At 61.9% G+C, this 20,673-nt stretch carries 15 protein-coding genes and 1 pseudogene; 6 read left to right on the top strand and 10 right to left on the bottom strand.

The genetic code is table 11. The annotated features are described in order from the left end of the window. Nucleotides 1-6: 6 nt before the first annotated feature. The 7 genes from AB4Y32_RS20630 to AB4Y32_RS20600 form a co-directional block, all read right to left on the bottom strand. On the bottom strand, nt 7-333 hold the full coding sequence (locus AB4Y32_RS20630) for an NIPSNAP family protein (RefSeq protein ID WP_368723115.1): 327 nt from the start codon (nt 331-333) through the stop codon (nt 7-9). A 53-nt stretch (nt 334-386) separates the two neighbouring features. Next, the gene (locus tag AB4Y32_RS20625; protein WP_368723114.1) at nt 387-1,310 is read right to left on the bottom strand and encodes an NAD(P)-dependent oxidoreductase; all 924 of its coding nucleotides are present in this window, start codon (nt 1,308-1,310) and stop codon (nt 387-389) included. A 30-nt stretch (nt 1,311-1,340) separates the two neighbouring features. Further along, on the bottom strand, nt 1,341-2,720 hold the full coding sequence (locus AB4Y32_RS20620) for an MmgE/PrpD family protein (RefSeq protein ID WP_368723113.1): 1,380 nt from the start codon (nt 2,718-2,720) through the stop codon (nt 1,341-1,343). A gap of 16 nt (nt 2,721-2,736) precedes the next feature. Continuing rightward, nucleotides 2,737-3,522 carry an SDR family oxidoreductase gene (locus AB4Y32_RS20615; RefSeq protein WP_368723112.1) on the bottom strand — a complete coding sequence of 262 codons (786 nt, stop codon included), beginning with the start codon at nt 3,520-3,522 and terminating at the stop codon, nt 2,737-2,739. 19 nt (nt 3,523-3,541) lie between these two features. Further along, nucleotides 3,542-4,342, bottom strand: coding sequence for an N-acyl homoserine lactonase family protein (locus AB4Y32_RS20610; RefSeq protein ID WP_368723111.1), 801 nt, complete (start codon nt 4,340-4,342; stop codon nt 3,542-3,544). A gap of 50 nt (nt 4,343-4,392) precedes the next feature. Then, on the bottom strand, nt 4,393-5,805 hold the full coding sequence (locus AB4Y32_RS20605; RefSeq protein WP_368723110.1) for an MFS transporter: 1,413 nt from the start codon (nt 5,803-5,805) through the stop codon (nt 4,393-4,395). 157 nt (nt 5,806-5,962) lie between these two features. Then, complete coding sequence (locus tag AB4Y32_RS20600) at nt 5,963-6,604, bottom strand: response regulator (protein WP_368723109.1); 642 nt, start codon at nt 6,602-6,604, stop codon at nt 5,963-5,965. Between the two features lie 595 nt (nt 6,605-7,199). On the opposite strand from AB4Y32_RS20600, the gene AB4Y32_RS20595 reads away from it, so the two are divergent. The 3 genes and pseudogenes from AB4Y32_RS20595 to AB4Y32_RS20585 all read left to right on the top strand — a co-directional run bounded on the left by AB4Y32_RS20595 (nt 7,200) and on the right by AB4Y32_RS20585 (nt 9,374). Then, nucleotides 7,200-7,568 (top strand): transposase, encoded by a 369-nt coding sequence (locus AB4Y32_RS20595; RefSeq protein ID WP_368723108.1) that lies wholly within the window; start codon nt 7,200-7,202, stop codon nt 7,566-7,568. Between the two features lie 8 nt (nt 7,569-7,576). Beyond that, nucleotides 7,577-8,392: pseudogene (locus tag AB4Y32_RS20590) on the top strand (EAL domain-containing protein). A gap of 259 nt (nt 8,393-8,651) precedes the next feature. Next, nucleotides 8,652-9,374, top strand: coding sequence for a response regulator transcription factor (locus AB4Y32_RS20585; RefSeq protein WP_368723107.1), 723 nt, complete (start codon nt 8,652-8,654; stop codon nt 9,372-9,374). Between the two features lie 708 nt (nt 9,375-10,082). Here AB4Y32_RS20585 and AB4Y32_RS20580 read toward each other — a convergent pair. The 3 genes from AB4Y32_RS20580 to AB4Y32_RS20570 form a co-directional block, all read right to left on the bottom strand. Continuing rightward, nucleotides 10,083-13,364, bottom strand: a complete 3,282-nt coding sequence (locus AB4Y32_RS20580; RefSeq protein ID WP_368723106.1) for a hybrid sensor histidine kinase/response regulator — start codon at nt 13,362-13,364, stop codon at nt 10,083-10,085. Next, on the bottom strand, nt 13,364-14,086 hold the full coding sequence (locus AB4Y32_RS20575) for a response regulator (protein ID WP_368723105.1): 723 nt from the start codon (nt 14,084-14,086) through the stop codon (nt 13,364-13,366). The genes AB4Y32_RS20580 and AB4Y32_RS20575 overlap by 1 nt, the downstream gene beginning before the upstream one ends. Nucleotides 14,087-14,148: 62 nt before the next feature. Then, nucleotides 14,149-14,484 (bottom strand): hypothetical protein, encoded by a 336-nt coding sequence (locus AB4Y32_RS20570; RefSeq protein ID WP_368723104.1) that lies wholly within the window; start codon nt 14,482-14,484, stop codon nt 14,149-14,151. A 51-nt stretch (nt 14,485-14,535) separates the two neighbouring features. On the opposite strand from AB4Y32_RS20570, the gene AB4Y32_RS20565 reads away from it, so the two are divergent. The 3 genes from AB4Y32_RS20565 to AB4Y32_RS20555 all read left to right on the top strand — a co-directional run bounded on the left by AB4Y32_RS20565 (nt 14,536) and on the right by AB4Y32_RS20555 (nt 20,668). Then, nucleotides 14,536-14,691, top strand: coding sequence for a hypothetical protein (locus tag AB4Y32_RS20565; protein WP_160111761.1), 156 nt, complete (start codon nt 14,536-14,538; stop codon nt 14,689-14,691). Between the two features lie 742 nt (nt 14,692-15,433). Next, entirely contained in the window at nt 15,434-16,843 is a 1,410-nt protein-coding gene (locus AB4Y32_RS20560) for a NarK family nitrate/nitrite MFS transporter (RefSeq protein ID WP_368723103.1), read from the top strand. 18 nt (nt 16,844-16,861) lie between these two features. Continuing rightward, nucleotides 16,862-20,668 carry a nitrate reductase subunit alpha gene (locus tag AB4Y32_RS20555; RefSeq protein WP_368723102.1) on the top strand — a complete coding sequence of 1,269 codons (3,807 nt, stop codon included), beginning with the start codon at nt 16,862-16,864 and terminating at the stop codon, nt 20,666-20,668. Nucleotides 20,669-20,673 lie beyond the last annotated feature (5 nt).

Raw genomic sequence — 20,673 nt, 5'->3', positions numbered from 1 at the left:
CGTCTCCTAGCGCAGCGCGGAGAATACCGTCGGCGTGAGGAAGTGATTTTCGATGCGCTCGACAATCGGCTTTTCCGCTTCCGTCGCGGCGCGCTTCGCGATCCATTCGGCGTCGGCCTGAAACGCGTTCCACTTCTGCTCGCGCTCAGCGAGGCTTTCCCACTTCAACATGTAGGTGAGCGCGTGATTGCTCGGACCGATCAGCGTGGTCCAGAAACCGATCTGCTCGATGCCGTACTTTTCGAAGAAGCCCAGCGTCGTGTTCGTGAAGCGTTCGAGCAAGGCCGGCAAGCGCGTCGGCGCGCAGTGATAGATGCGCATTTCAACGATCATGTGATTCTCCGTGGTTGTGCTTTTGCGTTCGCATTGTCAGAAACAGAAGCGGCTCAGTCCGCAAGCCCGTCGACTGACGACCAGCGTTCGACGTACTTGACGAGTTCCGTCATGTCGCGCGCGGCGCCGTCCTGCATCGCGGCGTAGTTCCACACCTGGCGCGCGACGCTGCCTACCCACATCGGCACGCCGAGCGCCTGGCATTCGTCGACGGCAAGGCCAATGTCCTTGCACACGCTGCCGACAGGAAAGCCGAAATCGAATGTGCGCGGCAGCACGTGCTTCGGAAATTTGTCGAGCGTCGCGCCGTTCTTGCCGCTGCCCGCGTTGATCACCGACATCATGACTTCCGGGTCCAGCCCGCCGCGCATGCCCGCGACGAATGCCTCCGACGTGATCGCAAAGGCCGTCGACGACAGCATGTTGTTCAGCAGCTTGAGCAGTTGCCCCTGCCCGGCCTTGTCGCCGACGACGAACACCTTGCCGAGCACGTCGAAGAAGCCGCGCACTTCTTCGAGCGCGACGGGATTGCCCGCCGCCATGATCGCGAGCGTGCCTTTCTTTGCGCCCGCCGCGCCGCCGCTCACGGGCGCATCGACGGTCTCGATTCCCTTTGCGAGCAAACCATCGGCGACTTCCTTTTCGATGCGCGAGCCGACCGTCGACAGATCGACGAGGATCTTTATCGCGCTGCCTTCGACAAGACCGCCGTCGCCGAGCGCGACGTTCCTGAAGATCGCGGGCGTGGGCAGACTCGTGAACACGATGCGCGCGCTATCGGCCACTTCGCGCACCGATGCAGCCGCCTGTGCGCCGATCGCCTTGAGTTCCGCGACGGCTGCGTCATCGCGGTCGTACACGGCGACGGCATGACCCGCTTCGATCAGCCGACGCGCCATCGGCCGGCCCATCGTGCCGACGCCGACGAAACCGAGCAACGGTCCGCGTTGCTGACTTGATGCCTGACTACTCGACATGACAATCCTCGTGAATGAAAAATCCCTGCTTCAATCTGAGCCGCGAGCGCGCGTGAGACGCACCACGGCGGCCGCGTCGGGCTCGTGCTCGAACTTCCATAAGCGGTCGACGAGCGGTTGCGCGTCGACGCCCGAGCGGCCATATGTCGTGAGCCGATGCAGCTTGTCCGCAAGCTCGACGTTGGCAAGCGGCGCGGCAAGGCTGCCGCGCGCGGCATGTACGCGATGCGAGAGGCGCTCGCCCGAGCGCAGCACGATCGTCACTTGCGCCGCTTCGACGGGCCACGATGCGTCATCGACGAAACGAAGCCGGCTTTCCAGCGCGCGCAGCGACGGATCGGCGACGGCGGCATCGCTGAACTCTTCGAGCCCCGCCTTGCCGCGCGACAGCACAACGGCCACCGCATGCTGCGCGCTGACCTGCGATTCGCGGCCCGTCCGTGCGCCCGGACGATCGGTGCGCTCGCGCAGCAGCGGATGACCTGTCAGCTCGACCTGTTCGATATCGTCGATGGACCAGCGCATGTCGTTGCTGATCATGCGCCCCAAATCGAGGCACGCGTCGATCACCGGGTTGAGCACGACGCCGCACGGATAGGGCTTGTAGGTGTTGCTCAGCAACGCCCACTCACGCCCGAGCGCTTGCGTGAGCGCATGCCACTTCGGGTTCGTTGCCGTCACGCGCAGGAAGCCGCGTTTGCCTTCGAGCGGCGCTTCGGGTCCCGAGAACCCATCTTCTGCGAGCAGCGCCGACAACAGCCCATTGCGCGCCGCATTGCCGACGCTGATGCTCTTCGACATCGTGCCGAGCGTTTCGACCAGTCCGCCCGTTTGCGCGGACGCATTGCCGAGCGCCCATACGATTTCGTTTTCGCCGAGCCCGCGTGCCTTTGCAACAGCGGCCGCCGCGCCGAACACACCGCATGTCGACGTGATGTGCCAGCCGCGCTGATAGTGCTCCGGCGACACCGCATTGCCGATGCGGCACTCCACTTCGACCCCGAGCACGAACGCGAGCAGCAGCGCTTCGCCGCTCATCGCATGCGACTCGGCGAGCGCGAAAAGCGCGGCAGCGACGGGCGCCGTCGGATGGATGATCGTCGGGATGTGCGTGTCGTCGAAGTCGTACACGTTTGCGCTCATCGCGTTGAGCGCGGCTGCGTTCAGCATGTCGGTGCGCTCGCTGCGGCCGACGATCGTCGCATCATCATCTGCACGAAAGCGGCCATAAACCGACACGGCCTTGTCGAGCGTCGGATCGTGCGAGCCCGCGAGAGCGACCGCGAAGTAGTTGACGAGCGCGCGTTTCGCTTCGCTGCGCACGGCAGCGGGCAGGTCTTGCCACTGCGTATCGGCGACGAAGCGCGCGAGCGTGCGGGTCAGTTCGCCGTTGCCCACGTTACGCATCATGCCGGTATCGTTGCAATCAGCCTGCAAGCCAGCCTCCTTCTATCGGCATCATCGCGCCCGTGATCTGGCTCGCCGATGGCCCACAAAGAAACACGACCATGTCGCCGATATGCGCGGCATCGACGAGTTCGCCCGTCGGCTGCTTGCCCTTGAGGAATTCGCGCACGGCGTCGCTTCGATTCAAGCCGCGCTCGTCCATCAACGCATGGATGCGGCCGTCGATGTTCGGCGTGAGCACCGAACCCGGACAGATTGCGTTGCACGTGATGCCCTGATTCAGCGTTTCGATCGCCACCGAGCGCGTTAGGCCAAGCAGCGCCGTCTTGCTCGTCACATAGTCGACGCGATTGGCGACGGCGCGCGTGCCATACACCGACGTCATGTTGAAGATGCGTCCCCAGCCGCGCTCGCGCATGCCGGGCAACACCTGTTGAATCGCGCGGAACGCTGCCGTCAGATTTACTGCAAGCGCGTTGTTCCAGTGATCGAGCGGAAATGCTTCGATGCCTGCGAAATGCCGGACGACTGCGTTGTTGATCAGCACGTCGAGTGAGTTCGCGCGCTCGCGCGCCGCGCCGATCAGCGCATCGACGCCCGCGGGTGTCGCGAGATCCGCTTGCACGTAGGCAACGTTGACGTCGAAAGCGTTCGCCAGTTCGTCTGTTGTACGCGTCATCTGCTGCTGCGCTTCGAGGCCGTGCAGCACGATGTCACAGCCCGCGCCCGCGAGGGCACGCGCCATCGCGAGTCCCAATCCGTTCGACGAACCCGTGACGAGCGCGCCCTTGCCTTTCAACGTCATGTGCGCCTCTCTCTCTTGCCTAGCGCGATTCAGCGTCGAGCCGCACAATCCAGCCTTCTGTCTCGCGATCATGCGACGGATAGCGCGTCAGCACGGCGGGATCATGACCGGGAATCACGTGATTCGGCGAACTCGCCAGCCGATGCGCGGTTTCATAGCCTTGCAGCATGTCGCCGACGTTGTAGACGACAGGAAACGGCCGATGCTCCTGCATGTTCGCGTAGAAATGCGACGCGTCGGATGCGAGCACGACCCAGCCGCGCTGCGTATGCACGCGCACGATCTGCAGGCCGTTCGTATGGCCGCCGACCCAATGCACGCTCAACCCCGGCGCGATCTCCGATGCGCCTTCATGAAACTGCACGCGTCCATCGAACAGACGGCCGACCATCGACTTGACGTCCTCGGGTTCGAACGGATGGCTCAGCGCGTGATGACACATGCAGCGGCCCGTGCAATACGCCATCTCGCGGTCCTGTACGTGATAACGCGCGCGCGGAAACAGCGAGTGGTTGCCGGCGTGGTCGTAGTGCATGTGCGTGATGATCACGTCTTCGACGGCATCCGCGCGAATGCCGATCTGCCTCAGCCCGCTCTCGACCGTGTTGGTGATCGTGCGGCCGCGCTTGTCGGCCATCGCCTGATCGAAGCCCGTGTCGACGATGAACGTGCGCGACTCGCCCACCACGGCCCATACGAAGTAATCGAGCGGCATTGGCACGTCATGAGAGTCGCCGCCGATGAAGTTGTCGCCAGAGCGGCGCTCGAAATGCGCGTACTTGACTGCATAGATCCCGTAGTTCTCAGCGGGCGATGACATGTCTCGATTGTCCTTTCAAGTGGTAATCGCGTGGAAATGCGCGCGGCCATTCACTCCATTGCGGCCGTCGCGCTTCCTTCCTGTGCTTCTGCGCTCGTAATTTCGGCATCGGCGGCGATCGCTTCGAGCGAGCGCTGCTTCGTTTCCGTGCCGAGCACGCCGACGATCAACGCCTGAACCAGCAGTGTGCCGACGATCATCGTCAGCACGCCCGCAATGCCGAAGCGCGTGAACGCGCTCGCGACCGCATACGGCACGACGATGCTGACGGCGCGGCCCGCCGTGTTCGCAAGCCCCGAGCCGCGCAGCCGCAGTTCCGTCGGGAACAGTTCGGGCACGTACGTCGCGACGCTGAACGACGACAGCACATAGACGCAGCACGTGATCGCAAAGCCGAGCGCCGTGATCGCCACCGCCGATTGCGCGAACGGATAAGCAATGCCGAAGCCCACGCATACGAGCGAAAACAATACGTTGCCCCACTTCCGCCCAAGGTGCTCGGCGAGTGCAAATGCGATCAGCGAGCCGACAGGACCGCCCGCGAACATCAGCGCCGTGATGCCGAGCGAGTTCGACACGCTATGCCCTTGCTTGACGAGGAACGTCGGTATCCAGCTGACGAACGCGTAATTGACGGTGAACAGCGCGACGAGAACCGTGATGGCCGTGATCGTGCGCGTCAGCAGTCGGCGCGAGAACAGATCGCCGAGACGGCCGGTTTCGGTGGTTTCGCTGAAATAGAATTCGCGCGCCGATGACTCCGTGATGCTCGGCGCGCGGCTCGCGGTGCTGCCGCACGCCGTCTCGATGCGCTCGACGATCTGCCGCGCTTCGTCGGCGCGTCCACGCGATGCGAGCCAGCGCGGCGATTCCGGCATCGACTTGCGCAGGAACCAGACGACCAGCGCGCCGCATCCCGCGATCGCGAACATCCATCGCCAGCCGTAGTGCGGCACGATCAGCCAGCCGAGAAACGTCGACAGGAACAGCGATGTATTGATGATCAGATTGAGGATCGTGCCGAAGCGGCCGCGCCAGTCGGCGGGAATGAACTCGCTGAGCGTCCCGTATCCGACGACGATTTCCGCGCCCATGCCGACGCCCATCACGAGACGAAAGAAGATCAGCCAGTAGATGGACGGCGCGAGCGCCGCCGCAATCGACGCGAAGCCGTAGATGCCGAGATTGAACTGATAGCAGAAGCGGCGGCCAAAACGATCACCGAGCAGCCCGGAAAGCCACGCGCCCGTCATCATGCCGATAAAGGTGACGGATACGAACGTCGCGTTGAGGCTCAGCGTGGATTCGCCGCTGTGAACCATCGCCGCAAGGACCGTGCCGGCGATGTAGATGTCGAACGAATCGAAGTACATGCCGGCCGCGATCAGGCCAAGCAGACGCCAATGGAAGCCGGACAGAGGAAGTCTGTCCAGACGCGCTCCGATGTTGGCATCCATCTGCATGGTGCTGTCTCCGTCATGTTGGCGTTCTTCGACTGGCCGGCCTTCTTTTCAGATCATTAGAAGGCAAACCGTCCGCTTGTCGACGGATTATATTCCTGTCATACAATCCGTCAAGAAGATAAATTGCTGGCGCGACGTGGTCGAGCGAGGGTACGGTTCATGAAAGGCCGAATTCGGATGCGAAGCGGACGAGGTCTGCGCCGTTATCGAAGTGCAGTTTCCGCATGGCCGAGTACTTCTGCGTTGCAACGGTCGCTTTCGAGCGATTCAGCTTCCGCGCGATCTCCGTCAACGACATCCCATTCGCAATCAACCGGACAACCTCGGTTTCGCGCGGAGACAAGGGTTGTGCACGCCGCAAATCTCTTTGGGTTTTCCCCGCCATCGAAAGGCTGCGCATGATGGTCGAGGAAAGTATCGTTTCTTTCTCGACGAGAGCGCGCATGCAGACCCTGGCCAGCAGCCTGACGTCCTCGTCCTTGCCGACGATGGCCGACACGCCGATGCGACACAATTGATGGAGAACGCCTCTGTTCGTCGTCATCGTGAATACGACGATCCGAACATCCGGCCGTTGCCGGCGCAAACGCTGAACGAGCTTGAGGCCGTCGTCATCCGGGTCTTTCGAATGCATGACAAGGTCGGTGACGATCAGCTGGACAGCGCCTGACTCCGCGACACGCAGCAACTCTGTACCCGTAGGCGCGGTAGCCACAACGTTGAGAGACGGCATGGCAGCCAACGCCTCGCAAATCGCCAGGACAACAATGGGATGATCGTCTGCGACCGCGACGTTCACGCAGTTCGCTAAATTCGCCATAATCTTGCAGAGCTATCGAACTCCCCAGCCTTGCGACCAGGAGAATGGGTTGTCCCGGCCGTTTCGATCGTCCGCCGATATGCATCGTTCGAAAGACAACGGCGAAAGTGGCCTTGCAAAGGGCGCTGGACACAACGCGGATTCGTACAACGTCAAAATGACGATCAGCCCGCTCACAGCGCACCCCTTCGCAACGTCAGGCCTTAAAGAAACCACTGTCTGACTCACGCCGGCCGTGAACGATGTGCAAGATCAACCAATGGCGCATATCAAACTATTCCTGATGTTGAAAGAGTCGACATTTCTTCGATTGCACCGAGTGGTCGTCACCGGCAAGCTGGACGCGCTCGATTCGAGTATCGCGTACACATCTTCTTCTCTCTTTTTTCGGCGCACCCCCACACAGTGGGCTTTTTCTTGCGATCGAACTATAGAAGGATTTCTATTTATTGGAGATTCGTTCGCCTGGATTGCGTGCGCCTTGAAATGCGGATCATCTCGTTGAGATTCGAAGTTATTCGATGGAAGCGTCCCGCTCACGTTCGTATCGTTGCAAGTCTTCCTGGAGAGCGATATGAACGTGAAATTCGAATCTGCGTTGACAGACGAGCAATGGACCCGCGTGAGTCAGTTTTTTGAGCGTGAGCCGAAGGCGGACACGCGTGGTCGTCCCGGTTATCGCAATCGGGAAGTTTTCGAGTGCGTGCTGTGGGTCATCTCGAACGGTGCACCATGGTCCGCACTGCCGACGCGCACACCCGACTTTCGCACGTGTCATCGCCGCTTCAAGATCTGGTCGCAGCAGGGCTTGCTGGCTGAAGTGCTTCCACAACTGTTCGGCGAATCTGCCGAAACGATGCTCCAGTCGATAAAGGCCCGATCGCGCTTGCGGCAGCAGGCGCCCTCTGCGCAACACCACAGCCAATCGCCGGAACCCGTGTGAGGGATGTGATGCACGGTCAAGCGCAAAGTCTCCGCATTCCCCCTCAGGCCCGCCAGCGCGCACGCGCCGATGATTGGCTGGAGCAGGACGACTTGCCGCCCATATCGGCGTGGTATCAACCGAAATTCGAGCTTGCGACGGGCAAAATCGTCGGCGTGGAGGCACTTGCGCGAGTGATGCACCCGGTTCACGGCGCCTCGTCTGCGGCGGGGCTACTGGAAAGCGCTACGCCCGCTGCACTCCAGCAGCTGACGTATTCGATGCTGTCGCAGGCGCTTGCCGCGCAACACGACTGATCAGCAATGGGTTATCCGCTTACGGTTTCGGTCAATGTGCCGGCCAGCATGCTGGGAGAACGCGCCGCGCCAGAGCATCTGCTTCGAACGGTGCAGGAAAGCGGCGCTGCGCCAGAGCATATCGCGCTCGAAATTGTCGAAACGGGTTCAGCCGACGACAATGCCGCGCTGCCTGAAGCCACCGAAGAATTGAGAGCCTGCGGCTTTGGAATCGCAATCGATGACTTCGGCATCGGCCATAGCTCGTTGCTTCGCCTGATGCAGTGCCATTTCACCGAACTGAAGATCGACCGCGCCTTCGTTCAACATGCGGAGAACGACTCGAGAGCCCGCGCAGCGCTGGATGCCTGCGTACTGCTCGGCAAGCGTCTTGCTTTGCACATCACGGCTGAAGGCGTCGAAACGGCTACCGATCTCGAACGGGTGAGTACGGCTGGCTGCAATTTCGTGCAAGGCTTCGCTATTTCGAAAGCGCTTCCCCAACAGGCGTTGATGGAATCTTTGTCGCGCAGGCAGGCGGCAAGTTAGCTTGCCACTTACTTCATTTTCAACGCCTTTCTATACAAAGGATTCCTTCACGTCTGTTATTGTTTGAAACAGATCATGAACGACAGTATCTCAATCAGCTTCTGTTGCCGACAGCGTAGAAAATCCGACGTCGGAACAGTCGGCGGTCTAAACCGGATCGTCGGCTTCGATATGATCGGGACGGCACCTCCGGTGCCGCGCGTACGCCATTGTGATTTCAACAGACAGGGACGGCCGACATTGCTGACATGTCGTCGAATTGAAAGAGCAACATCAATTCGTTTTTCGAGGGATGAATGTGAAAGACAAATGCATCAAAGTTGCGATCGCTGACGATCATCCGCTCGTACTATACGGACTTCGAAAAGCGCTGGAAAAAGCCGACGTTAACGTGATCGGCGAAGTGAGCAATTCTTCTCAATTGATGGCATTGCTGAATAGCACCGCTTGCGACGTGCTGATAACAGACTACTCGATGCCTGACGAACGTGCGCTCAATGGATGGCGTTTTCTCGCGTCTATTTCGAGCGAATATCCGGAGCTACCTGTGCTCGTGTATAGCGAGTTCGAAGATCCATTCCTGATTGGAAGTCTGGTGAAGCGCGGAATTGCGGGCATCGTCAGCAAGCGCGAAGAGATTTCCGAGGTCGTGACCGCTGTTCGGCGCGTCGCGTCGGTGCAGCGCTACTTCTCTCCGATCATGCAGGCCGCGCTGGACCAGTTCGACGCGTTACCTCAACTGCGGCGGTTCGCCGGACTCACACGTCGGCAGATGGAAGTCGCGGGGCTGATGCTGTGCGGGTTGACGGTCTGCGAGACGGCGCGCCTGCTCAATCGTCGCCCTAACACCATTAGCATGCAACGCATGGCCGCATGCAAGCGGCTGGGCTTTTCCGGCGAGTCCGAAATGTATCGCTTTGCCGCCGGGCATGGCCTGTGGCTGGACAGATCGAGCGTGGATCAGATGCTCGAATTCGCGTGATCCGGCGGTCGACGGTCCCTCTCTTTTCGATCTTCTTTCCACGGCGCCTCGACCGCTCGCGTTGAGGCGCTCGCCTTTTCTGAATTGACACGATGCGGCTATTCCGCCGGCCCTTCGGATGCGACTGGTCGGAAGTCGTCGCGCGCATCAACGGTCACATGCTGCAACTGATCGCCGAAAGCTCGCCGCTGCATAGCGTTTCAGCCCCGCAGTGCGCTCCAGACGAGCGGGCGCATGGTCTGCAAAGGCATCGTCAACGAGGCGACGTCTTACTGCCCGCACGGCGACGGCACGCTCCGCTTGCCTGAACCGGCTCGCACACCCACTCCTCTCGCCCGCCGTAGGCTTCATTCGAAGCTCTGGCATCGTCACTTGCCGATTGCATCATGGTGAGCTTGCGCAGTTCGGATTCCGGCGTCGGATAGTGAGTCGAACGCGACGCCGCGAACGCTTTGGCCGCGCACAATACTGCAACCACAGCGCACGCCGACAGCAAAATAAAAGTACTGACGCGCACGCGGACCATGCGGCGCCGGCGAAAGATGGGACGGGACATATTGCTTGCCTGGCGTTATCGCGCGGCAGATTACGCGCGTGTCCGCCAATGGGAAATGGAGTGAGTCGGGAGTAGAACTCTAGCGAGACATACGCGCCGTCGATATAGAAATCGGTTGATTTGCCGCGAACCCGATGACTCGCGCTGAACCGCTAATCGTGGAGCGAGGCCATATAAAGATCACGCAGTTCCGTCAGTTCGTCCTGAACGATCGACACGAATGCCTCGACGTCCTCGGACCAATTTTCCGTTTCGCGGATCGCCGCACGAAGTTCCTGACACTGGTCGCGAAGCATCGACGGCCCCAGCACCGACAGCCCGCCCGACACGCGATGCGCCCAATGGCGCAACGCCTGCGTGTCGCGGCTCTCCCGAATCGGATGGAGTGCAGCGAGATCCATGTCCGTCTGCTGCACGATCATCCGGACGTAGTCGGCGGGCACAGCGGGAAACCTGGGCGGCAGTTCTTCGTCGTTATCGTCGCCCAGCGTCTTCTCATACGGCGTTTCGGGCGCACGTGCCAACACGGCCGCCAGCACCGACAGCGCAACGGGCTTCGTCAGATAGTCGGTAAAGCCCCGAGCGCGTCCTTGCTCGACGTCCTGCGCACTCGCACTCGCGCTCACCGCATACACGGGCAGTTCGGGCTCTTTCGCGCGAATGGCGGCAAGCAGTTCAGCACCCGTCATCTTCGGCATGTCCATGTCCGTCAGCACGATATCGACATGGTGTTTGCAGAGTAGTGCGAGCGCTTCCTCGCCGTCGGCGGCTTCAATCACTTTCGCGCCTAGCGTCAGAAGCTGATCGCGCAGCAGCCCGCGATTCAGCAGGTTGTCTTCGGCGACGAGAACGGTCGACATCTCGTTCGTTCGCGGTCTCGCCGCGCTCTCTCTTGCGGCGGGCTCGAACAGACGCGCCCTGGCATGCGGTCCTTGCGTCAACGACTGCACCGCCTGCCTGAATCCGCGCAGACTGAAGATGCTCACTTCGAGCGAGCCGTCCTCGCGAATCGCAGGCACCAGCGGGCCGTCTTGCGTCATCCGGATCACGCGGGACGTGTCTTGCCAGACACGCGCGATATCGGCCACGGGAAACTCATCGGTTGCGATGAGATATTCGCAGCCGTCGAGCTCCGTCGCGCCAATGCCTGGGTCGACATAGGTCAACGAGCTGGCTCGCGGATCGTAAAGGCAATCGAACCACTCGCGATATTCGCTTGCACGGCAAAGAATGGCCGCGTGCCCCGCAAGCGGTTCTTCGCTGGGCCCCGCCGCGGGCGCCTCGCTGCGCAACGGCAGCGAAACCGCGATGCGCGTCCCGACGCCTTCGATGCTTTCGACCGCGATCCGCCCTCGCATCAGTTCGCACAGCCGCGCGCAAATGGAAAGACCAAGACCTGTTCCGCGCGCCTGCGTAAGCCGGTGTCCTTCGCCCTGCGTAAAGGGCTGAAAAAGCCTTTGACGCAGCTCGTCGGGGATGCCCACGCCCGTATCCGCGACGCTCAATTGAAGCGCCGCATCGCGCCAGTCCGCGCGCACCACGATCTTGCCGAAGTGCGTGAACTTGAGCGCATTGCCCAGCAGATTGTTCAATATCTGCGAGACGCGAATCGGATCGAACAGCAACCGCTCGGGACACGCGCGATCGATCACGACGAAAAGCTTCAGCCCCTGACGGTTCGCAAGCGGCGCGTGCGCGATCATGACGCGAAGAATCAGCTCGCGGATGCAGCCCCAGTCTTCCGCGAGGCGCATCTCGCCGACATCCATCTTCGAGAAGTCCAGCACGTCGTTCACGACCTGCAACAACGCGCCTGCGGAGGCCTGCATGGATTGGACCCGCGCGGCCTGTTCGGCGGCGAGCGGGCCGAGTGCCACCAGTTCGAGATTGCCGACCAGCGACGCGAGCGGCGTGCGGATCTCGTGACTCATCGACGCGAAGAAATTGAGCTTGGCCTTGGCCATGTTGTCGCTCGTCTCCTTCGCCGCGCGCAAGAGCCTTTCTACCTCGTGCTGCTCGGTGATGTCGGCGATCGCGCAGAAGAGCACATCCGTCTTGTTGACGACGGCGGGTGCAAACGCGATCTTCAGGTGCAGATCGTCCGCGCCGGGCCGCGGTTGCGAATATTCGAACTGCTCGATACCCGTATCGCTTCGCGCCGGCGTTGGCGAAATGCCGCGCTTTTCGAAGGCTTCGCACAAGCCGAGCGGCAATCGCGTCGGCGTTTCGCCCAGGTCGAGCACGGTGCGCGCGATCTGATTCGCCGCGATGATCCGGAAGTCGTACCTCAGGACGATGCACAATCCGACGGGCGTCGAATGCACCAGCAGGTGATTGAGAATCTCGCCTTCGACTGCGAGGCACGCCTGGTCATAAGTGCGCGTGAGATAGCGATAGTTCCAGTAGCGGTACATCGCCAGCAGCAGGCCGACCAGCGCCAGGGTCAGGACCAGGATCACGAATGCTTCGGTGCGCCTTGCTGCCAGATCCTTGTAGACAGGCAGCGAAAGCACGATGTGCCCGATGTCGTAGATCAGCGGCTGCGAGCGCGCGCCCCAGCCATGACCCGGAATCCAGCGAAAGACGCCCGCCGCTCCCGGCCGAAGATGCTTTTCCGCGTAGAACACATTCGCAGCCGCGTCGCCCGCCAACATCTCGCCTTGTGGGTCGAACAACGCGGCATCGGACTCCATCGACTCCGGGATCGAGTCGGCAACCACACGGTCCAGATCGATTCTCGTCGCAACGAACGCATAAGGCTGGTCGTCCTTTGCAACAATCGAAAACACAATGAACGTATGGGCATGGAAGCCGAGCGAAGCCGGTGCTTTGAACCACATCGTGCGCCGCTCGCGCACGGCATCGAGTTCATCGATATCGCGCGCCGCCATGGTTGCCTTGATCCAGTGCGCCAGTACTGTGAGCCGGTCTGTGCCATTCGGGTCGCGCACATTGGCATCTGCCGGAAAGAAGCCGTATCCGTATGACGCGCTTGCATCGAGCAGGCCAAATTGCAGCGTTGGCGTGCGGCTGCCGCGCGAGAGCAGTTGAACGGCTTCGTCACAGGCAAACTGGATGCGCGATTCGCTATGGTCGCGCCGCCAGGCGACGCACCTCTCGCCGCCCTTCCTGACGGGTGAACCGAGCAAACCCTGTCCGCTTAGTTCGAGCAGCAGACGCCCCGTCGTCAACATGCTTTGCTGGGCGCCGAGCGCTGCATTCACGTTGGTCGTCAGCAGATGCGCCGCCTCCTGTTCACGCTTCAACGAGGTATTCAGCAACGTGAGTCCCGTGACAATCGCCGCCGATAGCGCCGCGACAATCAGCAATCCGACGGCTACGGAGAAGATGCGGCGCTCGCGCTTCAGGTTGCGCTCCAGCATCCGCAGCATCTCGAGGGGCGAATCCTGCCCTGAAGCGAAGAGACGCTCCATCAGGCAAGTCCCATCTCGGTTGCGTATTTGACGAGCTCGGCGTGATTCTCGACGTGCAGCTTGCGCATGGCCGAGCGCTTCTGCGTCGCGACGGTCGGCACCGAGCGGTTCAACGTGCGCGCGATCTCCGTCACAGAGAGACCTTGCGCGAAGAGGCGCACCACTTCGAGTTCACGCGGCGAGAGCTTCTGCTCGCGGCCGAGGTCTTTCGTCCGCGCGCCTTCGCGCGCGAGCCGCTGCTCGATCTTCGGCGAAATGACCGTTTCCTTGCTGACCAAAGCCCGCATGCAAATCTGCGCAAGTTCGGACGTCGGCTCTTCCTTGCTCACGATCGCGGCAACGCCCATCTTGCAGAGCTCGTGAAACATGCCGCCGCTCGTGACCATCGTAAAGACCACGAGCGGAATCTCCGGATGCGCGCGGCGCAGCATGCTGACGAGACGCAGCCCGTCGAGTTCGACCTGCTCGTCGCCCTGCATCACGAGATCGGTAATGATGAGGTCGGCGGGTTCATTTTCGAGCAGGCGAATCAGTTCCGCGCCCGAATGGGCCTTTGCCACTACCGTGTAGCCCGGTATGTCGGCGAACGTGTCGGAAATGGCCCAAAGGACGACCGGGTGGTCGTCAGCCAGCACGACCCGGACGTTACGCGTCGTGCCGCTCATGAACGCACCGAAGAGCCGTTGGTATTTGCCTCGACAGATCGAACAGACGAACAGCATGGTTCATCACAATCTCCGCGGGTTGGGTACACGGCCCTTTACATTGTAAGACATGCCTGGTTTTATTGAGAAATCCGCGAATCGAATGTGCGCTGTTCATTGTGAACAGAAATGTGAATAAAGCCCTTCTTTGACGATGAAAAAGAGGCATTGCATGCGCTCTCGCCATCGCAACAGACGCGGTGCTCGCAGGCAAGGCGCAGGCTGCCGCCGTTCATCTCGCACAGCGCGCAATCCGGCGACGCTCCCTGGCATCCCTGATCTTCTGTGACGGACGCGCGCGCGGCGTGGTGCATCGATGGCTCGAGGCCGCGTATCGGCATGCGCAGCAGATTGGCGATCTGCGTCCTCCGAAGCTGTTCGCTCGCGGCCAGCAGCATCCCCGTCACGACGACCATCGACGCAGACAATGCGAGCGCGGCCGACACCATCGCGCGAGACGTAGTGCCATGCAGACTCAAAACGCCGAGCAGCGCAAGCGACAGCAAGAAAAAGGCCGGCAGCAGAAATATCGAAGCGCCACCCACGCCTTCACACCACTTTCGCAATGTTGGGCTGAACTGCCTGGAAGCGAACATACATTGGGCCTGATTGAAGAAAAGTAGCTGAGTACCGATGGGCGTAAAGATCGCGGGAGTGCATTACCCGCTGCGCGACGCGGCAAACGCGTCGGTTTGCTTGTGTCTGCGCGTTATTCAGACTGTAAAGAAACCGTCTTCGTCGAGATATAGAAGAATGTCGATTTCGCGCGCGATGAGTGACCGATTTCTACCGCTTTGCATTGCGATCGCTCATTTGCCTCGCTCCACGCTCCGGCCCGCTGCGATGCTGAAATCGCGGCGCAAAAAAGCCGCCCCACACGGGGCGGCAAGGTCGAAATCGGAGCATATTCGCCAGCCGTATTGCGGTGACGACTGGCTGAGCGTTATTTGAAGCCTTATCACGCTTCAGTCCTATAGAAGGATTTCGAATTTTTGCGATGGCCGGTGTATCTATTTGGCTTCGATTAATCCGGTCGCGATTGTTCAACCGGTTGACGCGCCGTATTTGCGTAATTTGCATGAGGTGCTTTCGATAATCGGCTCAGCAAATGCTCATCGATGCAGCCCTGACGGCGGCCCCGAAATTCCCGTCCATCGCATTGATCCGTCTCAACCTTCGCGTACTCCGCAATCGACATAGTTCGAAAGAACTATGTCCTGGCCTTTCTCCCTAGTTCCAACGGAACGCTCCGACTAACCATCCGGCGGATATTCATCCCGATGCCGGACGAACACAATCGTGCCGAGAGACTTGCAGTCCGGTCGTGCTGCCCATGCACGCCGGACGTATCAAAGGAGAAGCACGATGAGTTCAAGACCCTTATCAGCGCGGCGCGGCCGCGTGATCGAAATCTGGACACCCGAGGACAAAGCGTTCTGGGAACGCGAGGGCGAAGCCGTCGCCAAGCTGAACCTGTGGATCTCGGTGCCGGCCCTGTTCCTCGCGTTTGCGATCTGGCAGGTGTGGAGCGTCGTGGCCGTGAGCCTGCCGACGCTCGGGTTCCGCTATTCGACCAACCAGCTCTTCTGGCTCGCCGCCGCGCCCGCGCTCAGCGGCGCGACGCTGCGCATTTTCTATTCGTTCATGGTGCCGCTCGTCGGCGGTCGACGCTGGACGGCGATTTCCACCGCGTCGCTGCTGATCCCTGCAATCGGCATCGGCATCGCAGTGCAGGACACGTCCACGAGCTATCCGACGATGCTCTCGCTTGCGTTGCTATGCGGCTTCGGCGGCGGCAACTTCAGCTCGAGCATGGCCAACATCAGCTTCTTCTTCCCGCGCGAGCGCAAAGGCTCGGCGCTCGGCGTCAATGCGGGGCTCGGCAACCTGGGCGTGTCGGTGGTGCAGTTCCTCAGTCCGCTCGTCGTGACGGCGGGGATCTTCGGCGTATTCGCCGGCGATCCGCAAAGCATCGTCAAGGACGGGCACATCTCGCACGTCTGGACGCAGAACGCCGCGTTCGTCTGGGTCCCGTGGATCGCGCTTGCGTCACTGACCGCGTGGTTCGGCATGAACGATCTCGCAGAGGCCAAGGCGTCGTTCGCCGATCAGGCCGTCATTTTCCGGCGCAAGCACAACTGGCTGATGTGCGTCCTCTATCTCGGCACGTTCGGCTCGTTCATCGGCTATGCGGCGGGATTTCCGCTGCTGATCAAGAGCCAGTTCCCCGGCGTGAATCCCCTCGCGTATGCGTGGCTCGGGCCGCTCGTCGGCGCCGTCGTGCGGCCTTTCGGCGGCTGGCTCGCGGACAAGCTCGGCGGCGCACGCGTGACGCTGTGGAACTTCGTCGTGATGGCATGCGCGGTCGGCGGCGTCCTCTGGTTCCTGCCGTCGGGTCCGTCGGGCGGCGCCTTCTCGGGCTTCTTCATGAGCTTTCTCGTGCTGTTCCTGACGACGGGCATCGGCAACGGCTCGACCTTCCGCATGTTCCCGGTGATCTTCCTGTCCTCGAAGCTGAAGGAAGTCGACCCCAACGACCGCGACGCGGTACAGCGCGCAACGAAGGAAGGCAACACGGAAGCGGCCGCCACGCTCGGCTTCGCGGCGGCGATCGCGGCCTATGGCGGTTTCTTCATCCCGAAGAGCTACGGCAGCTCGATCGCCCTGACGGGCGGCCCGCAGGCCGCGCTGTACACCTTCATCGCCTTTTACCTGATCTGCATCGCGTTGACCTGGTGGCATTACGCCCGCCGCAACGCGCCGATGCCTTGTTGAACCCCGGAGCGCAATCATATGAGCCACTTTCTCGACCGACTGAGCCACTTCGCGCTGCCCAAGGAGCGCTTCGCGGACAGCCACGGTCTGACCACAGGTGAAGACCGCACCTGGGAAGACGCGTACCGGAACCGCTGGTCGCACGACAAGATCGTGCGCAGCACGCACGGCGTGAACTGCACGGGTTCGTGCTCGTGGAAGATCTACGTGAAGGGCGGCATCGTCACGTGGGAAACGCAGCAGACCGACTATCCGCGCACGCGCTGGGACATGCCGAATCACGAACCGCGCGGCTGCGCACGCGGCGCATCGTATTCGTGGTACCTGTACAGCGCGAACCGCATCAAGCACCCGATGGTGCGCGGCCGGCTGCTCAAGCGCTGGCGCGAGGCGCTCAGCGTGCATCGCGACCCCGTCGACGCATGGGCGTCGATCGTCGAAAACACGGATGCCCGTCGCGACTATCAGAAGGTGCGCGGCATGGGCGGCTTCGTGCGCAGCACGTGGGACGAAGTGAACGCGCTCATCGCCGCGGCCAACGTCTACACGATCAAAAAGCATGGCCCCGACCGCGTGATCGGCTTCTCGCCGATTCCGGCGATGTCGATGGTCAGCTACGCAGCGGGAAGCCGCTACCTGAGCCTGATCGGCGGCGTCTGCATGAGCTTCTACGACTGGTATTGCGACCTGCCGCCCGCCAGCCCGCAAGTCTGGGGCGAGCAGACCGACGTGCCCGAGTCGGCGGACTGGTACAACTCCTCTTACATCATCGCGTGGGGCAGCAACGTCCCGCAGACGCGCACGCCCGACGCTCACTTCTTCACCGAAGTCCGCTACAAGGGCACGAAGACGGTCGCCGTGACGCCTGACTACAGCGAAGTCGCGAAGCTGTCCGACCTGTGGCTGCATCCGCGGCAAGGCACAGACGCGGCGCTCGCGATGGCGTTCGGCCACGTGGTGCTGAACGAGTTCTACTTCAGGACACGCAGCGCCTATTTCGACGACTACGCGCGGCGCTACACCGACCTGCCGATGCTGGTGATGCTAAAGGAGCACACGCTGCCCGACGGGCGCACGACGCTCGTGCCGGATCGCTACCTGCGCGCAAGCGATTTCAACGGCGAGCTCGGACAGCGCAACAACCCCGAATGGAAGACGATCGCGTTCGACACGACCGGGCGCGCGGTGCTGCCGAACGGCTCGATCGGCTTTCGCTGGGGCGCGCAGGATCGCGACGACACGGGCAAATGGAATCTCGAAGACAAGGAAGCGCGCCACGACGCCCAGGTCAAGCTCAAACTCTCCGTGCTCGAAGACGGCGAGCAGGCGCATGAGATCGTCGATGTCGCGCTGCCCTACTTCGGCGGTGTCGAGTCGCCGCACTTCACGGCCAATCCGCTGAACGGGCAGATCAATCACGTCCGCGTGCCCGCCGTGCGCCTTCCGCTCGGCAAGGAAGGCGAACGCCGCGACGCGCTGGTGGCGACCGTGTTCGACCTCCAGGCCGCGCAGTACGGCATCGATCGGGGCCTCGGCAGCGGCGCGTCCGGCTACGACGACAACGCCGCCTATACGCCCGCCTGGGCCGAATCGATCACAGGCGTGCCGCGCGACCAGATCATCACCGTCGCGCGCGAGTTCGCAAGCAACGCGGACAAGACGCAAGGCCGCTCGATGGTGATCATCGGCGCGGCGATGAATCACTGGTATCACGCCGACATGAATTACCGCGGCGTGATCAACCTGCTGATGATGTGCGGCTGCATCGGCAAGAGCGGCGGCGGCTGGGCGCATTACGTCGGCCAGGAGAAGCTACGCCCGCAGACGGGCTGGACGGCGCTCGCCTTCGCGCTCGACTGGGCGCGTCCGCCGCGCCAGATGAACAGCACGAGCTTCTTCTATGCTCACACGGACCAGTGGCGCTATGAGAAGCTCGACATGGAGGAAATCGTCTCGCCGCTCGCGGATAGGCAGGTCTACGGCGGCAGCATGATCGACTACAACGCGCGCGCGGAACGCATGGGATGGCTGCCGAGCGCGCCGCAACTGCGGACGAACCCGCTGCATCTCGCGAAGGACGCCGCCGCTGCGGGCATTGAAGCAAAGGACTATGTGGCGAACGGGCTGCGCGACGGCAGCCTGCAGATGAGCTGCGAAGACCCTGATGCACCGGAGAACTGGCCGCGCAACATGTTCGTGTGGCGATCGAACCTGCTCGGCTCGTCGGGCAAGGGTCACGAGTATTTCTGCAAGCATCTGCTCGGCACGGAAAACGGCGTGCAGGGCAAGGACCTCGGCGACAGCGACGCCCGGCCCACCGAAGTGAAGTGGCACGGACAAGCGCCCGAAGGCAAGCTCGATCTGCTGGTGACGCTCGACTTTCGCATGAGCACGACGTGCCTGTACTCGGACATCGTGTTGCCCACCGCAAGCTGGTACGAGAAGAACGACCTCAATACCAGCGACATGCATCCGTTCATCCATCCGCTTTCGGCAGCCGTCGATCCCGTCTGGCAGTCGCGCTCCGACTGGGAGATCTACAAGGGATTCGCGAAGGCCTTCAGCGAAGTGTGCGTCGGGCATCTAGGCGTCGAGCGGGACGTGGTGCTCACGCCGCTGATGCACGACTCGCCCGCCGAACTCGCGCAACCGTTCGGCGTGAAGGAATGGCACAAGGGCGAATGCGAGCTGATTCCGGGCAAGACCGCGCCGCAGGTCGCAGTAGTCGAGCGCGACTATCCGAACCTGTACAAGCGCTTCACCGCGCTCGGCCCGCTGATGAACAAGGCGGGCAACGGCGGCAAGGGCATCGCGTGGAAGACGGAAACGGAAGTCACGCAGCTCGGCCAGCTCAACGGCATCACGGAAGCGGAAGGCTCGACGAAGGGCATGCCGCGCATCGTGTCCGACATCGACGCGTGCGAAGTGATCCTGCAACTCGCGCCCGAAACGAACGGACATGTCGCCGTGAAGGCGTGGGAAGCGCTCTCGAAGGCGACTGGGCGCGATCACCGTCACCTCGCGCTCTATCGCGAAGACGAAAAGATCCGCTATCGCGACGTGCAGGCGCAACCGCGCAAGATCATCAGCTCGCCGACGTGGAGCGGCATCGAAAGCGAGACCGTGAGCTACAACGCGGGCTATACGAACGTGCATGAACTGATTCCGTGGCGCACGCTCACCGGGCGGCAGCAGTTCTATCAGGATCATCCGTGGATGATCGCATTCGGCGAAGGCTTTTCGAGCTATCGCCCGCCCGTGGACCTGAAGGCTACATCGGGTATCCACGAGATCAAGCCGAACGGTCATCCCGAGGTCGTGCTGAACTTCATCACGCCGCACCAGAAATGGGGCATTCACAGCACGTACAGCGACAACCTGCTGATGCTCACGCTGAACCGCGGCGGCCCCGTCGTCTGGCTGAGCGAGGACGACGCGCGTCGTGCCGGCATCGAGGACAACGACTGGATCGAGGTCTTCAACATCAACGGCGCGATCGCGGCGCGCGCCGTGGTCAGCCAGCGCGTGAATCCCGGCATGGTGCTGATGTACCACGCGCAGGAAAAGATCATCAACACGCCGGGCTCGGAGATCACGGGCGTGCGGGGCGGCATCCACAACTCCGTCACGCGCATCGTCCTGAAGCCCACGCACATGATCGGCGGCTACGCGCAGTTGAGCTACGGCTTCAACTACTACGGCACGATCGGCACGAACCGCGACGAGTTCGTGGTGGTGCGCAAGATGAAGAACGTCGACTGGCTGGATACCCCGCGCAATGACGAACTCGCGCGGGCATGCCAGACCCGGGGCGAAAAGCCCTGACCTGC

This window comes from Paraburkholderia phymatum (genome assembly GCF_040965635.1).
GTDB lineage: Bacteria > Pseudomonadota > Gammaproteobacteria > Burkholderiales > Burkholderiaceae > Paraburkholderia > Paraburkholderia phymatum_B.
This window is presented reverse-complemented; position numbering and strand designations above follow the sequence as displayed.